Source organism: Paenibacillus sp. cl130 (assembly GCF_900116035.1).
GTDB classification, from domain to species: Bacteria; Bacillota; Bacilli; order Paenibacillales; family Paenibacillaceae; genus Paenibacillus; species Paenibacillus polymyxa_B.
In genome coordinates, this window is the sequence record NZ_FOYG01000001.1 from 1,382,558 (window position 1) to 1,397,837 (window position 15,280).

The window sequence follows — 15,280 nt, forward strand, 5'->3', positions numbered from 1 at the left end:
TGACGATGGGAAAGGTTACTCATAACTATGCGTTGTTGCCTCCCATTCAGAATACCCCCGCTGATTTAACGGAGCTAACAGGCCGAAGCGGTAAGGCAGATGTTACCGAGGGTGTCGTAGTTGGCGGGGTTACTGAATTCTCCGGACTAACCGGTGTTACCGATGAATCCGCAGCCCCAGCCTCAATCACAGTTACCTTCGCAATTGCCTTTAACTCTGTCCCTTCTACTTTACCCTTCAACTCAAACGAACCTGGAGCAGCATATTGTGCAGGGTCTATATCCTCCCATTCCACAGCCACCCATTTGGTGGAGCCTTCTCCATACGTAGCTTCCACGACGCTTGGCAGTTCGGGTTTTTCACCCGCACGAGTCGTCACGTTTACTTCTTTTAAAGCCGTGATTTTCTCAGTTGCCGCCAGATTCTGTGCTGTACCAGAGGCCAGTCCTGCCACCTCGGTTGCATTCAAAGCACGGCTGTAGATACGGAATTCATCCACCAGACCATTGAAGTACGGATCAGGGTACTGAGATTTGCCGATGAAATTATTTTTGGTCTGACCCAGACTGGTAGGATTCAAGGTCAGGTTGGTATTGCGTCCCACTTCTTTACCATCCACGTACAAAATACCTGTGGAACCCGAAAGCGTGACCGCAACATGCTTCCATACGCCTGTCGGCAGTACAGGGCCTTCAATCGTCTGCTCCTGTCCCTGCCCGTTGCCTTGGTTGGTAATAGCAAACAGCATGGTGTTTCCTGCTTTAGGCGTCAGGAACATATATTCATTCGTCCCGGAGCCGAAGTCAAAAATCCGCACATAATCGCTCAGGCTGTTCGCTTTGACCCAGCCGGATACGGTCAATTGCTGTGTCCGACTGACAATACCCGCCGGAAGCTGCACATAGCTGTCCTTGCCGTTCAGGCTGACAGCATTGCCTGTTTTACCCGCAGCCCATGCAGCCGTTCCCTTCACGGCAGCATCATTGCCACTGTCCGATGAATCCGCAACTATAGAACCGCTTGTTTCATCAAACTTGTAAACTGCAAGCTGTTCAAGTAACGGAGCCGCCGCTTCAGCTACCACCGTTACTTTAGCCTCCGCTGACAACTGAGAATCGCTGGCTGTCAGCTTGAACACATACGTTCCTGGCTCCGAAACATCCACCTTCGTGCGCAGCGATGTTTTGTTACTGAATGTGACCTTCGCGTCCTGTGGTCCTTCGACCAGACTCCACTCGCTCGTCACCTTACCTTGTGGAAGTCCATCATCCGTAGCCGTGCTTTTCAGAATGATCTGATCCGGCAGCTTTACCTTCGAATCTTTGCCAGCATCTGCGATAGGTGCTTTGTTCGGATCAGGTGTGGTCGGTGTCAGCTCTATCGTATAGGAGGTTGCTGTACCAATCTCCAATTTAAGTTTGTTGGTGGTCGCATACGCATTAAACTTTCCTTGCGATTGACCGCCCACTTTAACCAAATACGTTCCTTTCTTCAAACCGTCAAATGTAACGTACGTGGAATGGGCTTGGCCCGGCGTTTGATTTTTCAGTTGGAACCATACATAATCCTTGGATGTTGCCAACTTGGCTTCTGTATATTGGTCCTTTTCCAGCTCGATATACAGCTTTTCCGTGATCAGATTGACCCGCTTGAACAGGCCGTCCAGTGGCTTGATCGTATACACGTTGCCGCTTTTGCTCACCTCTGCACCGTAGCCCGTCAATCCAAAAATAGGATCAATCGCGATATCAGCACTTAATGTTTTGAGCGCACCAAACAATCCGAGATCAGCCTCACCGCTCATGCCGCGCCAGCCGTTAAAGAGCGGAACATTTTTACCGCCGCCAGTGCCGTTCGTGCCGTTATTGCCTTTTTCCGCTTGATACGTCCATGCGACCGCCCCGATGTTTTCAGCGTCCGAGCTGATTTGCCCGGAGTTAATCGCTCCAACATTGGCAATTTTAGCTGCATAGGACAACCGCTGTTGTTCCTCACGGTGATTGTCCTCATGATGGCGAATCCAGTCATCCATCGCATATCCGGCAAGCGAAGTCGTGTACTGGAAGTTAAACCAGTTCTCCCCGGTAATCGTCACCGGATCGGTGTAGTAGTACCATACGGGCATATGACCGCGTGCCGCACGGGTTTTGGCATTAATTTTACTCATCATTTCCAGGGCTTTACTTTGCTCGCCCTCTGTATCTATATTCTGCTTGGCTAACGTATATACAGCCTCTTCCCCTGTATTGTCATAGCTATATTCAGAACCGTAAGGATACTTTGTATTTTTAAAATTGTTATATTTACGATCCATTTTTTCCTTGAGATCATTCGCTTCATCATCATAGCCTTCATCATGAAGTGCCTGAATAATATCCGGTGTGGTCAGTTCGCCCATCAAACCTGTTTCCCAGTTGTACGCGACTGGCCCTTCATACAATGCTTTGAAAATGTTATACGCCCGCAGCAAATAGGTTTCCTTTGGATGCTTGTAAGTGACAAGATCCGGGTATTCCTTGGCAATCTTGTACATGCTGAAATACGTGTTGTATACGTGCGGATACGCATACCCTCGATAGGTCGGTGTATCATTAGGCTCTGGCATCAAGAAATCATGAATTAAATAATCCTCATGATGTCCGTTCATCAGATTTGTCCAGATCGCCGTCTCCAAATAATCGTCTACTGCCCGCACCTCTTTGGCGACTGGAGACAGTGTGTTTTTCTCAGCCAGGAACTGTCCGTGGGTCAGACCCCAATCGTCTCCCCAACCCCAATAGCCGTTAAAAATGTTGCGTTTGGATTTGGTATGCATCATCCAATCGTCAAATACCTTGTCGCGCAGATCACCCGGTACATTCCATTGGGTTTTGTCGACCATAAATGTAGCATGCCGTTGCAACGCCTGATCAATCGGCTCGATGGCATAGAACTGTAACACCGTTTTGTTGCCGTTGCCGTATTCTACCGTTATGAAGTTCGGGCCCAGCTTAGTAAATTTCAGTTCATAAATGTAATGTCCTCCGGCCTTGCTATCTGTCTGCGGAATAACGGTTCCGTCTGGATAGGTTACTTTGCTGATCGCCTGCTTGGAGCGCAGGTCCACCTTCGCTTTTTGATTCGTAGGCACGATCATGCCGGGTACGACTGTTGTATCCACCAAGTTTTCTTGGTACAACGTATCTTTTACATCATGCTCGTCCTTCACCGCCAGAAACTTGAAGCCATAGTTTTTGCTTTGACCAGGATTCAGGATCAGGCTTGTATTGGGCAAATACCCCCGATTCGTGAACTTGATGACATTGGAATGAATATAAAATACATTGAGTCCTTCCAGCCATTTGCCTTCGTTGGCCGGGTTCCAGGCCCATTTGCTGCCCGGATGCTCCTCATCCCGCCAGTGATCCTGATATTCAAAACCCGCACCTGTTGTGGAATCAGGAATCAGCAGCAGGGAAGAACCAATGCCGCTGGGACGCCCAGCTGTAATATAGGAACTGTTATTGCCGACAAAGGAATGCGTCACCACTCTTGTTTCGTAGATCGCATCACCGTTGGTCCATTGCTCATTAAAAGGCAGAGGCAAACCGAAATCGCCAATCTCCAGTTTTTTTCCACTTGTATTCTGCACCTGTATATTCCACAACACCGAACCATTCGACTCTGCCGAATACGTTTCAATGACTTTAAAATTGCGTATGCCTTCTGCATTAGTAGAATTCTCGTACGTGACAGTGACACGGTTACCACTGGTTGTGATCTTACGTGCGTCTGCCGACTTGTTCGTCCATGCCTTCGTCCAGCTGCCTCCATCCAAGAGGTACGTGAACATCAGCTCCCCTAGCCACTGATGATCTGCGGTGTTCTGCTCAGGTGTAACCGTTGCGTTCATCACGTACTCTGTCGGGAAAGCATCTCCCTTGATACGTATGGATGAAATTTCACCGTGCTCACCTGTCTGAATCGTCAGCTTGTCATTGGATAGTTCATGGGCCTCTGCCGTATGCGTCCCAAACAACACAGACGCTGTGGTTAAAAACAAAAATGCCGCCAATATTCCCTTAAATTTCATCAACACGGCCTCCTTTTGGATCTCGGGGTCCTGATTTGCTTGCCAATCACCTGAAGTCTCTTCATTTCGCCGCAACCTCCTTGGAAATGTAAGCGTTACAACTCTATTGTACAAATCCTTGTCCATTGGTAAAATCAACATTTTCAACCGATTTATATAGGATTTCAACCTAATAGAGGGATACTGTTAGATCGGCAATCAACCAAGCTACGACAGATTTATCTGAATTAAGATTACTGATGATGGAGAGAAAGAAATTTAGATAGGGAGCAAGGAGGCATTTTTAGATATATCGGGGTGTGATCAGATTATACAAACGGACACTATAAAATCGAGAATTTATTTTGAGCTGCTGTAGTGGGTAATCGATACGTTGGGTTTTCAGATGCGAGGGTATTTATTAAGATAGTTTCGCTCCTAAGGTAGAATTTGGAGTCTGCGTATGTAAAGAATTTTGGGGATAGGGTATGGGGAAAAATCTGCTGAAAGCATCTATAAACTGGGCTGATTCCAATGGTATGCTTTGTATTGGTCAACCCCCATTTTATAGAGCTAACAAATCATATCTATCCCATAGCAATAGCAAGAGGCATGTAAACCGTACAAATATAAATACTGCCCCAAAATCTATTTTTAGGGCAGTATCAACATATCTCATTATTTTTCTATTTTTATAGTTCTTGAATTGTTGGACGAATAATCATCTCATTAATTGCTACATCGGCTGGCTGTTCAATTGCAAATGCTATGGCACGAGCAATGTTAGAAGGCTCGATAGCAATTCTCATATCCTCATTAATTGCTGTTTTTAACTCTGAGTTTGAAATTGCTGCTGTTAATTCTGTATCAATCGATCCTGGCGAGACAATAGTCGTTCGAATATTGTTGATACACTCTTCTCTACGAAGGCCTTCTGTAATGGCACGCACAGCAAACTTTGTACCACTATAAACTGAACTAGCAGGGAATACTAAGTGCCCTGCTATAGAGGAAACGTTAATGATATGCCCTTCTCTTCTTTCTCTCATGGATGGAAGAACGGCAGCAATACCATAAAGTACACCCTTTATGTTAACATCCACCATCAAATCCCATTCTTTGATTTTCTTTTCATGAACAGGGGATAACGGCATGACTCCTGCATTATTGACCATTACGTCTATTTTTCCAAACTCTTTAAGCGCATAATCCGCTAACTCTTCCATCTGCTCATGTGAGGAAACATCCGTCACTTTATAAACAGCTTGCCCGCCATTATTTTGAATTGCTTCTTGCAGCTTTTGCAAACGAGCTTCACGACGAGCGGCCAGTACCAGCTTCGCACCTTTAGAGGCAAGTTCTTTTGCAGTCGCTTCTCCAATTCCACTTGAGGCACCTGTAATAATGACAACCTTATCTTGAATATTTGACATATAATTCACATCCTTTCTTGATGAAAACGTGATAACAATAAAAATGTTATTCTTCGATATGAAACCATGGACCTGAAGCTTGGATGACACCCCAAAGTTTTTCCGGAAGTTCAAGCTCACTAACTTTTGAAGCCTTTATCGCTGTTTGGATTTCAGACTCTTGTCCACTTTGAACCTTTTCTACCCAGTCTGGATTCATGATTAACGTATGACCAATAGCCGCTAAGGACAGCCCCTTATCTAAAGCCGTTACAACGTCATCCGGAGTGTCCATAGCACCAGCTGCCATTACAGGCAATCTGCCATTTACATGTTCTATAATTAATTCAAGATATGTTTTTTCATCCTGACTATCGAACGGCTTTAACGAGAGCGCATTTACGAGTGAAGCATGCACATAATCGACACCTTCTTCAATCAGGTGATCAATTAATGTATAGGTATCTTTCATTCGCAGACCACCTTCAATTGGTTCATCAGGAGAAAGCCTGTAACCCAATATAAACGGTTTTGTAGCAAATTTTCGAATCACATTTTTCATTTCTTGAATAACCGCCAACGGAAAGCGCAAGCGATTTTCTAAAGAACCTCCCCATTGATCCTCACGTCTGTTGAAGAATGGAGAAAAGAAGTTTTGCAGCAAAAATCCATGTGCACCATGAATTTCAACGCCATCAAATCCTGCTTCAATGGCTCGTCTTGTTGTTTCTCCAAATGTACGAATTACTTCCATGATCTCATCATGTGAAAGTGCTCTCGGCAAAACAGAAGGAGCAAATGCCGTAGCTTCAGTCTGTACAGCACTGGAACTTACCACATCTCCATTTGGAGTTAAGGTCGGAAGTGCTTTGTTGCCTGCGTGGAAAACTTGAAGTACCGCAGGAGCTCCTCCACTTTTCGCCGCATCGGCTAATTTTCGTAAACTTGGAATAAATGTATCGTCATAGCCTGCAAATTCATGCGTAAAACCTATACCGTTTGGTTGGACATGCGTACAGCCTGTTATAACCAAACCTACACCGTTCACTCTTTTTTTATAATAATTTACTTCTTCATCTGAAATCGTGTAATCGTCATTACTGGCCCAAGTTGTCATAGGCGCCATAATGACTCGATTTCTAAGGTCGATTCCATTTTTGAGTGTAAAGGATTCAAATAGTTTGTTATATTTTGCGTTCATTTTCTAACCTCTTTCTAGTTATTCATTTATAAACTGTAGTAATTGTTGTCTTAAGTTAAAGCATTTATTCGCATTCCCAGAGGAGATTACCAGTTGATGAGCGCTCACAACATTGGTACAATGACATCATAAAGTATTCGAGTAACTCGAAGTCAATAGCAAGGAGGTTCGAAATTTTGAATCAGACATTACATGAACCAAAATATACGGTAAAAGATGTATCTGAAATAACTGGCCTTACAAAACATACGATCCGTTACTATGATGACCAACAATTAATACCTTTCGTTTCGAGAGACGGCAGAAACAATCGCTTATTCTCTGAACATGATCTGGATTGGTTGCGAATGGTGCATTGCTTTCGTATTTCAGGATTGCCGATTTCAGAAGTCAAACATTACATTGCTATGTGTTTGCAAGGTGATGAGACGATTCCTGAAAGGGCTGAGCTTGTTGTAAAACAAGAAAAAGAACTAGAAGCGAAGATCCATGAGTACAACCTTCAATTAATGCACATAAAAGAGAAGAAGGCTTACTACGAAAGTGTTTTGGCTGGTCAATTAGACGATACCTGGAATCCAGTTAACAATAACCCAGAATGTGGAGAAAAGTACGATATACCGGAACATATCAAATCAGCGTCAAAAGTTCATGCTTGATCTTAGAAGATAGTCTACGGCTTCGAGTACACTCGAAGTCAATTTTTTTGTGTATTTAATTTTGACGGATATTGCACCAATCTGCCTGTTACTTCAATGAAAGAGGGAGCATTTGCCGCGGCAGTGTGCTCCCTGTTCTAAATTCAACTATCGTTTTCCGTTAGTTGAACCCCGAATTAAATTAAGTTGTAGGTGGTAGTGAGAGGATTAGGCAAACATTTGGCACGAACGGGATAACGATCGCTTTGTCATCTGGTGCATAATAAGGATGTGAAGTGGGTGTCTGTTATGAATATGGATTGTAGTTGATTTACACATAATAATTAAAAATACTGGAGGATTTTATATGCAAAAAGTAACTTTGAACAATGGTGTTGAGATGCCTATACTCGGTTTTGGTGTTTATCAGATCCAAGATGCAAATGAATGTGAACAAAGTGTTTATGACGCTATTATGGCAGGCTATCGGTTGATAGATACCGCTGCCTCTTATTTAAATGAAGAAGCAGTTGGCAGAGCGATTAATCGAAGTGGCGTGACAAGAGAGGAGTTATTTATCACTACGAAACTTTGGGTTCAGGATACTGGTTATGAGCGTACAAAAAAGGCATTTGAAAAATCACTGGAAAGATTGCAGTTGGATTATTTGGATTTGTATTTAATTCACCAGCCATATGGAGATGTATTTGGTTCTTGGCGCGCTATGGAGGAATTGTATCGTGAAGGAAAGGTCCGTGCAATCGGCGTTAGTAACTTCCATGAGGATCGCCTGATCGATTTGATTATTCATAATGAAGTAGTTCCTGCCGTAAACCAGGTTGAAACGCACCCATTCAATCAGCAAATTGAAAATGCAAAATTCATGAAAGAGAATAACGTTAAGATCGAATCCTGGGCGCCTTTTGCTGAAGGGAAAAATAACTTGTTCCAGCATGAGATATTGGCAGCCATAGCTGAAAAGTATAATAAATCCGTTGCTCAGGTGGTTTTACGCTGGTTGACACAAAGAGAAGTTGTTGTGATTCCAAAGTCTGTTCGTAAAGAAAGAATTATCGAAAACTTCGATATCTTTGACTTTGAGTTAAACCAAGAGGATATGGAGTCGATTACTACGTTAGATACGAAACAGAGCCTGTTCTTTTCACATCGCGATCCTGACATGGTGAAATGGATCGGTAGCCGTAAACTCGATATCTAACCCTCTTTCAAAAGATCACCCGTAGGTTTTGATTACGCCAAAAGAACCAACAATTTAACAATAACCGTTAGAAGTATGGAGTAGATGCCCTAAGGAAATCTACTCCTCTTTTTTCGTTTACGGTATCAATGTATTTATTGAACTATCGTGTACGCTTAGTTTAATACATTTATCAAAGAAGGGACGTCCCCCATCACAGATGTCTGGAGAAACGCCCCTGTCGGCGGTGATCGCTACAAAGCAATACATTTATGTCGTAGGAGCACAATGTCCCCTTACCAAATTATTGCACCGCAGAAATATTGAGGGCGGCCTCTATTTGATATTGGCATTATTATCGAAAAATACTGCATTTCTTTCCCTCTATGCAACCTGCGTAATAACAAGGTGCGCGGAAACTGGTCTTGTTCCTCCAGCTAATGGAGTGATCGTGAGTGCCGCGGCATTGCCAGCAGGATTTCGCACTGTGAGTACTGAATTAATGACCGTTGTTTGTACAAGAGCCATTCCTACTATTTGAGAAGTACCTGTTGCACGCCCGACCACCGTATAAGCCAGGTCAGCGCCGTTGAGTGTTAAAATGAGTTGACCCGGTTCGTTTACACCTACCTGAAACAAAACCTGATAAGTGCCAATTGTAGCCAAGTTAAAAGAACTCGCATTTATACGGGTAATTGCAGTCCCACTGATTGGACCATCTTGCGGAAAACTCACGTCCGTGTCGGGAGCAACAGTTGCTGCATTATCAGGAGGCATCAAGGCAAAGAAATCTGCAAAGCCTAATACTCCACCTGCTGGTCCTGCTGCTCCTGTTGCTCCTGCTGCTCCTGTTGCTCCTGTTGCTCCTGCTGGACCTGTTAGCCCTGCTGCTCCTGCTGGTCCCGCTGGCCCTGCTGGTCCTGCTGCTCCTGCTGCTCCTGCTGGTCCCGCTGGCCCTGCTGGTCCTGCTGGTCCTGCTGGTCCTGCCAATCCAGCTGCGCCAATTGCTCCTGCAATCCCTGCAAGTCCCTGTGGGCCAAGTGCTCCTGCAAGTCCTTCGGGGCCAAGTGCACCTATCGCTCCTGCAATCCCTGCCAGTCCTTGGGGACCAAGTGCTCCTGCAAGTCCTTGAGGGCCAAGCGCCCCAAGTGCTCCTGCAATCCCTGCAAGTCCTTGGGGACCAAGTGCTCCTGCAAGTCCTTCGGGACCAAGTGCGCCTATCGCTCCTGCAAGCCCTGCCAATCCTTGGGGGCCAAGTGCTCCTGCAAGTCCTTCGGGACCAAGTGCTCCTATCGCTCCTGCAAGTCCTGCCAATCCTTGGGGGCCAAGTGCTCCTGCAAGTCCTTCGGGACCAAGTGCGCCTATCGCTCCTGCAAGCCCTGCCAATCCTTGGGGGCCAAGTGCTCCTGCAAGTCCTTGAGGTCCAGCTTCTGCAATTGCTCCCGCAAGTCCTTGAAGTAATTGCTGACCTTTAGGTGGGGGACACGGTACCCGCACTATTTTTTTAATAACTAGAAGACGTCGTTTCTTTTTTTTCCCTTTTGGATGGCAAACAATTGCGGTTTTCTTTTTGCACGATTTTTTTTTATACAGAAAACTCAACAGTTTCTTTTTTCTTTTCTTTTGGATGGCAAACAATTGTGGTTTTCTTTTTGCACGATTTTTTTTATCCGGACAACTCAACAACGACACCTCCCTATAAAGATAGTTTAGTGTACGTGAGTTGTTTATTTTAGGCATGGACGAATAGCCGGTTATTCGCTAGACTAAAAACCATTTTTAGAATATTGGGTGTTTAGTAGGGTGCTGTTATTTCACAAACCACAACACTCTTTCAGTATGATTACAAAATTTAATCATCCTTCACTGCGTCAACCAAAATCACATTTGGGTCTCTTTTTGTACCTCACAGTGGCAGTGTGCTCCCTGTTCTAAATTCAAATATCGTTTCCCGTTAGTTGAATCATTTCTGTGATTGATCCACCTTGTAGATTCTTCTGGTAAGCGCCTGGTCATCATCTGTCCATAATATTTGGAGCTGTTTGCGGGTTTTTGAGTGCAGGCAGTAGAATGCCATCGATTAGCGCTGTGAAGAAAGGCTTGTCGAACGGTTTGCGCTGGATGAGTCCGCGAAAAGAAGCCACTGAAGTAATGACCTGACAAGCCATCTCAATGTCCGCGTGAGCGGGAATTTCACCGCGGACGACGGCTCGGTTCATAAGCTCGCGGTTCACAACAACCCATGGCTCGAAAATCCCGGCTGTTCCTGCTTCGGCAAATTCCGGATGCTGCAAAAAGGAGCCTAGGCCCGCTAGGACTCGAAATTTTCGTTCTTCTTCCGCGATCGATTGCGGCTTCAAAAGCACGAGGAGATCTTCGCGCAAGGTTCCTGTATCAGGCAAGCTTTCGAGCTCAAGATGATTTCGATTCATCCAGGCCAAGGCGTCTCGGACTAACTCCGCCTTGGAAGACCAGCGGCGGTAAACCGTCGCCTTCCCAGCCTTTGCTCGAGCCGCGACCATGTCCATTGTCATACCATCGAAACTCGTATCGGCGAGGATGGCGATTGCCGCCTCAAGGATTTTATCATCCCGCGTGTGATCTCGCTTGCGGCCCAATTTTTGTGCAGGCTTTTCTGCCACAACCTCAGATAATTCGGCCCTCTCAGACATTTCCTTTTTTATTTTACTCATAAACTTAGCTCCTTTTAAAATATATATTAAGAAACTGCTTAGTTCCGGAACTTTACAGTTTCGTTTTTGTGTGATTTAATATCATTATCCCACATCCAACCGGAAATATATAGGTGGTATCCCATACCAAAAAGGAGATTACGATTATGCAGGACAAACCCGTAGCCTTGATCACCGGCGCCAATAAAGGAATAGGTTTACAAATTGCCAAGGATCTAGCGGAAAACGGCTTCACCGTGCTCGTCGGATCACGCAGCCTCGAGAAAGGAGAAACTGCCTCCAAAAGCATCGGTTCGGATGCGCACGCTCTACAGCTCGACGTTACCGATCAGGACTCCATTGTTGCTGCAGCAGAGCGTATTCGGAACGAATTTGGTCGTCTCGATGTCCTTGTGAACAATGCGGCCATATCACACGCAGGTAAACCGAGCGATCCGTTTCCGAGCAGTGGCGCGACGAGCGGTCTTTTGACCGTTGCTTCGCTCGAAGACATTCGTTCGGTTTATGAAACTAATGTTTTTGGTGTCATTGCTGTCACCCAGGCCATGTTGCCACTTTTACGTGAGGCTCCGGCAGCACGCATCGTCAACATGGGCAGCACCGGCGGCTCCCTTAGCTGGAACTCCATTCCGGAAAACTCACATCGTGCGATGTTTGGGGCCTATTCGGCGTCAAAATCGGCTGTTCATGCGGTGACACTTGCCTTTGCCTTTGCGCTTGAATCGACAAACATCAAGGTCAATGCGGCATGTCCAGGCTTTACATCGACTGCGCTCAATAATTTTGCTGGCACTCGTAGTGTTGAACAAGGGGCGCGTGAAGCGGTCCGGCTTGCGATGATTGGTGCGGACGGTCCAACAGGAACGTTCTCAGATGAGGATGGACCCATCGCGTGGTAATTATAATTTATACAACAATGGTTAGAAGCTTAAGGGGGATTTTATGATGCGTGTTTTCGTAACAGGAGCAACAGGTTACATCGGTTCCGCTGTCGTCCGCGAACTCATGGATGCGGGTCATCAAGTCGTCGGTCTTGTGCGCTCAGACAATAGCGCTGCGAAACTAAAAGAGGCCGGGGCCGAAGTGCACCGCGGTGACATCGACGATCTCGACAGCCTTCGTAGTGGTGCGGCGGCTGCGGATGGCATTATTCATCTGGCATTCAATCACGACTTCTCGAACTTCGCCAGGGCACTCACAGCAGATCTGCACGCCGTTGAAGCGATGGGAGCGGCGCTGGAAGGGTCTGGTAAGCCATTCGTGATCACCACGCACGCCAATGGAGTGGCAGCAGAAAACGTAGCGTTATTGCTGGCTGACCGCGGAGTACGGACATCGATCGTAGAGCTTTGTCCTTCGGTACACGGTGAGGGTGACACAGGATTTTTGCCGAGACTGATCAACATTGCCAAAACGAAGGGCTTCTCAGCCTATGTGGAAGAGGGGACCAACCGTTGGCCGGCTGTGCACCGCCTTGACGCCGCACATCTATACCGCCTTGCGTTAGAAAAGGCGCCCGCAGGTTCACGACTAAATGGGGTCGCAGATGAAGGAGTGCCATTTCGCGACATCGCAAGTGTTATCGGTAAACATCTGAACGTGCCTGTAGTCAGCATTTCACGTGAAGAAGCAGACACCCACTTCGGCTTCCTCAGTACACTTGCAGCGCTCGATATCCCGAGATCAAGCGTTGCAACTCAGGAACTTCTGGGATGGCGGCCTGTGCAGCCTGCACTAATCCACGACCTCGAACAGTCTCACTACTTCAACAACTGATTGGAGGCGAGACCGAGAATCGATCATGGGCCGCTTAATAAAGCACTTGAGAAAAGCGAAGCAAGACATAGACTAGCAACAACATGTATGAAATAGAAGTTTGGATATTAAAACACGAGATCAACACGAATGTATACCACACTGAGTGTTGTTATCTTCATTCGCATCGAACTATTCTGGCTAATCGTATTGTTAGGTCACTTCCCCCAAGAAAATTTTTCGTCTTTACTTATGGTATGGTTCACCACGTTGGCTGAAGGGCAAGTTCTCGAAAAATAGCCTCCTTATCAGAGACTACCCGCGATCTTCCTGTATGATAATCATATGATAAGCGGTATCTTTCCCTATTATTTCTAGCATTTTCTCAATCAAAATTGCTTTTCATCATTCCTTCAAAGAAAGGGCCATCCTTTTGCGGGATAGCCCTTTCTTTGATTTCACATTTTTTTGCAAAGAGAATAAGGGGATGGATTCCTCCGTTTGCGCTTTTGCTTACTTTAATATTGTCCTTTAATTACAAAAGAAGCCCCGGATTGTTCCAGCTAGTTTAGACTCCTGCCTAGCAAACTTAAACTTCTCTTCTAACTCTTTTGGTACCTCCATCCCCTCAGAAAGCTTAAAACCAACGGCCCGCTTTTTAGAGTCATCCACCGTATACATGACATTGATTGCAAGACCATCCTCATAAAAAACGTAGGTGAATTGGATATTTTCCACTTGAAAACGCGACGTTTCTAAAGGTTTAGCCGCAAACGCATTATCACGTTCTTCTATCAAAATTCGGTTCACATAATCAAGGCTCTCCTGGCTTTCGCTAGCGGGTACAACCGTAAATTCATACTTGTATTTATTCATAAAATAACGGGCTTCATTAGCACGTAAACCCGCAAGCGCTTCTGCTACAGGTGAAGGCTCTAAACCAACCGTAGACACATCTTTAAAATCAACCAGATACGACAATTTCTATTCCTCCTCTTCTCTCTTTACGCCCTAACAGCAGGAGTCCACATTTCACCAAAATCGATTCAAGAGAAGATTTGAATGGCGAATTTGTTAGTTAGTTTGTTAAATAGTGTTCACATAGACTGGTATTCACCAACACCGCTTTAAATATTCGACCAGCGAGACAATACGATGCTGCCTATAGTTCCTTGAGGTCGGGAAATTAAGGACTCAGAGTATGTCCTACCAAAAAAATCTCGGCCTGTGCCCTGTACTTCCATTAAGGAGGTTCAGATTCACAAGCCAAGACATTTTCATTCATGATGGTGGCCGTTAGGCCATGTTTGTTTGGGAAAACCCCTCTGCATGGAAGGGGAATACCCGCATACGTAAACCAAATGAGTACGAAGCCTATGTGCTCGGCACCACCCGAGCGACTTCTTCGTTACCCGGATCGGATATCTTCAACTGTTGAAGTAGTGACCCTGTTCGAGGTCCGGGATCAGAGCGGGGTGTACTGGCTGCTTCTCAGACGAAGATGACTCGGTCAGCGCTTCGCTCAAAGCCCATTGACCGATAGTTAAGCAGATTGAAGGTCTGGATCTGGAGCGGTTGCTTCTCTCGCCGATAACAAAGTTAGGTTGCGGGGTGCAGGAGGTGGGGCAATTTCTGATGAGATTTTCTGTCTGCATGCTGATATTTCCTTCAAGAACTGAACTGCGAACTGAAACTTAAGTATATGGAGGAGATCAGAAAATAAGAATTCTGGAAGTTGCCTATGTATGTTAATAACGCAAAGGAACGGAGGAGATTGCCTTGGAGTTTCTACTGGTTGTCATGTGGATAGGAATAGTTTAAAAGTAAAAAGAAGAGATGGCATAAAAATAAGCCATCTCTTCTTTTTCATCTATATAAAGCGGGTTATGGGAATCGAACCCACGCTACCAGCTTGGAAGGCTGGAGTTCTAAATTGAACTACACCCGCCATTAATTTATCGGGACGACACGATTTGAATACACGACCCCCTGGTCCCAAACCAGGTGCTCTACCAAGCTGAGCTACATCCCGAAATAGATGCCGGTGAGAGGACTCGAACCTCCACGGTTTCCCTCACGATTTTGAGTCGCGCGCGTCTGCCAATTCCGCCACACCGGCTTATGAAGTTAATGGCGTCCCCTGAGAGATTCGAACTCCCGACCTTTTGATTCGTAGTCAAACGCTCTATCCAGCTGAGCTAAGGGGACTAATAAGTGGAGCGGACGACGGGAATCGAACCCGCGACCCTCGCCTTGGCAAGGCGATGCTCTACCGCTGAGCCACGTCCGCAAAAACAAGATGCGCGTGGAGGGACTTGAACCCCCACGTCAA

General features: G+C 45.8%; 9 protein-coding genes, 5 tRNA genes and 1 pseudogene. 4 read left to right on the forward strand and 11 right to left on the reverse strand.

Features of this window, described 5'->3' with window-relative positions; translation table 11 throughout:
- Window positions 1-46: 46 nt before the first annotated feature.
- From BM358_RS06245 to BM358_RS06255, 3 genes are all read right to left on the reverse strand, one after another.
- A complete protein-coding gene (locus BM358_RS06245; RefSeq protein ID WP_028543244.1) occupies window positions 47-4,072 on the reverse strand; it encodes a DUF5695 domain-containing protein in 4,026 nt (1,341 codons plus the stop codon).
- 671 nt (window positions 4,073-4,743) lie between these two features.
- Window positions 4,744-5,484, reverse strand: coding sequence for an SDR family oxidoreductase (locus tag BM358_RS06250; RefSeq protein WP_028543245.1), 741 nt, complete (start codon window positions 5,482-5,484; stop codon window positions 4,744-4,746).
- Window positions 5,485-5,530: 46 nt separating this feature from the next.
- Window positions 5,531-6,664 (reverse strand): NADH-dependent flavin oxidoreductase, encoded by a 1,134-nt coding sequence (locus BM358_RS06255; RefSeq protein WP_028543246.1) that lies wholly within the window; start codon window positions 6,662-6,664, stop codon window positions 5,531-5,533.
- 176 nt (window positions 6,665-6,840) lie between these two features.
- Here BM358_RS06255 and BM358_RS06260 point away from each other — a divergent pair, with 176 nt between their 5' ends.
- Together BM358_RS06260 and BM358_RS06265 are read left to right on the forward strand one after the other, a co-directional pair.
- Entirely contained in the window at window positions 6,841-7,323 is a 483-nt protein-coding gene (locus BM358_RS06260; RefSeq protein ID WP_023987240.1) for a MerR family transcriptional regulator, read from the forward strand.
- Between the two features lie 346 nt (window positions 7,324-7,669).
- Entirely contained in the window at window positions 7,670-8,521 is an 852-nt protein-coding gene (locus BM358_RS06265; RefSeq protein WP_028543247.1) for an aldo/keto reductase, read from the forward strand.
- Between the two features lie 363 nt (window positions 8,522-8,884).
- Here the strand turns inward: BM358_RS06265 and BM358_RS06270 are convergent, their stop codons facing one another.
- Together BM358_RS06270 and BM358_RS06275 are read right to left on the reverse strand one after the other, a co-directional pair.
- Complete coding sequence (locus BM358_RS06270; RefSeq protein WP_371263052.1) at window positions 8,885-10,183, reverse strand: collagen-like domain-containing protein; 1,299 nt, start codon at window positions 10,181-10,183, stop codon at window positions 8,885-8,887.
- A 332-nt stretch (window positions 10,184-10,515) separates the two neighbouring features.
- Window positions 10,516-11,172 (reverse strand): TetR/AcrR family transcriptional regulator, encoded by a 657-nt coding sequence (locus tag BM358_RS06275; protein ID WP_049828502.1) that lies wholly within the window; start codon window positions 11,170-11,172, stop codon window positions 10,516-10,518.
- A gap of 167 nt (window positions 11,173-11,339) precedes the next feature.
- Here BM358_RS06275 and BM358_RS06280 point away from each other — a divergent pair, with 167 nt between their 5' ends.
- Both BM358_RS06280 and BM358_RS06285 read left to right on the forward strand, forming a co-directional pair.
- Window positions 11,340-12,092 carry an SDR family oxidoreductase gene (locus tag BM358_RS06280; protein ID WP_028542667.1) on the forward strand — a complete coding sequence of 251 codons (753 nt, stop codon included), beginning with the start codon at window positions 11,340-11,342 and terminating at the stop codon, window positions 12,090-12,092.
- Window positions 12,093-12,138: 46 nt separating this feature from the next.
- Window positions 12,139-12,969 carry an SDR family oxidoreductase gene (locus BM358_RS06285; RefSeq protein WP_028542668.1) on the forward strand — a complete coding sequence of 277 codons (831 nt, stop codon included), beginning with the start codon at window positions 12,139-12,141 and terminating at the stop codon, window positions 12,967-12,969.
- A gap of 497 nt (window positions 12,970-13,466) precedes the next feature.
- Here BM358_RS06285 and BM358_RS06290 read toward each other — a convergent pair.
- The 6 genes and pseudogenes from BM358_RS06290 to BM358_RS06315 form a co-directional block, all read right to left on the reverse strand.
- A pseudogene (locus tag BM358_RS06290) lies at window positions 13,467-13,929 on the reverse strand (phage tail protein).
- A gap of 897 nt (window positions 13,930-14,826) precedes the next feature.
- Window positions 14,827-14,896: transfer RNA gene (locus tag BM358_RS06295), tRNA-Gly, on the reverse strand.
- 10 nt (window positions 14,897-14,906) lie between these two features.
- Window positions 14,907-14,980, reverse strand: a tRNA-Pro gene (locus BM358_RS06300).
- A gap of 7 nt (window positions 14,981-14,987) precedes the next feature.
- Window positions 14,988-15,067, reverse strand: a tRNA-Leu gene (locus tag BM358_RS06305).
- Window positions 15,068-15,079: 12 nt separating this feature from the next.
- Window positions 15,080-15,156 (reverse strand) — tRNA-Arg (locus BM358_RS06310).
- A gap of 7 nt (window positions 15,157-15,163) precedes the next feature.
- Window positions 15,164-15,238, reverse strand: a tRNA-Gly gene (locus BM358_RS06315).
- Window positions 15,239-15,280: the final 42 nt, after the last annotated feature.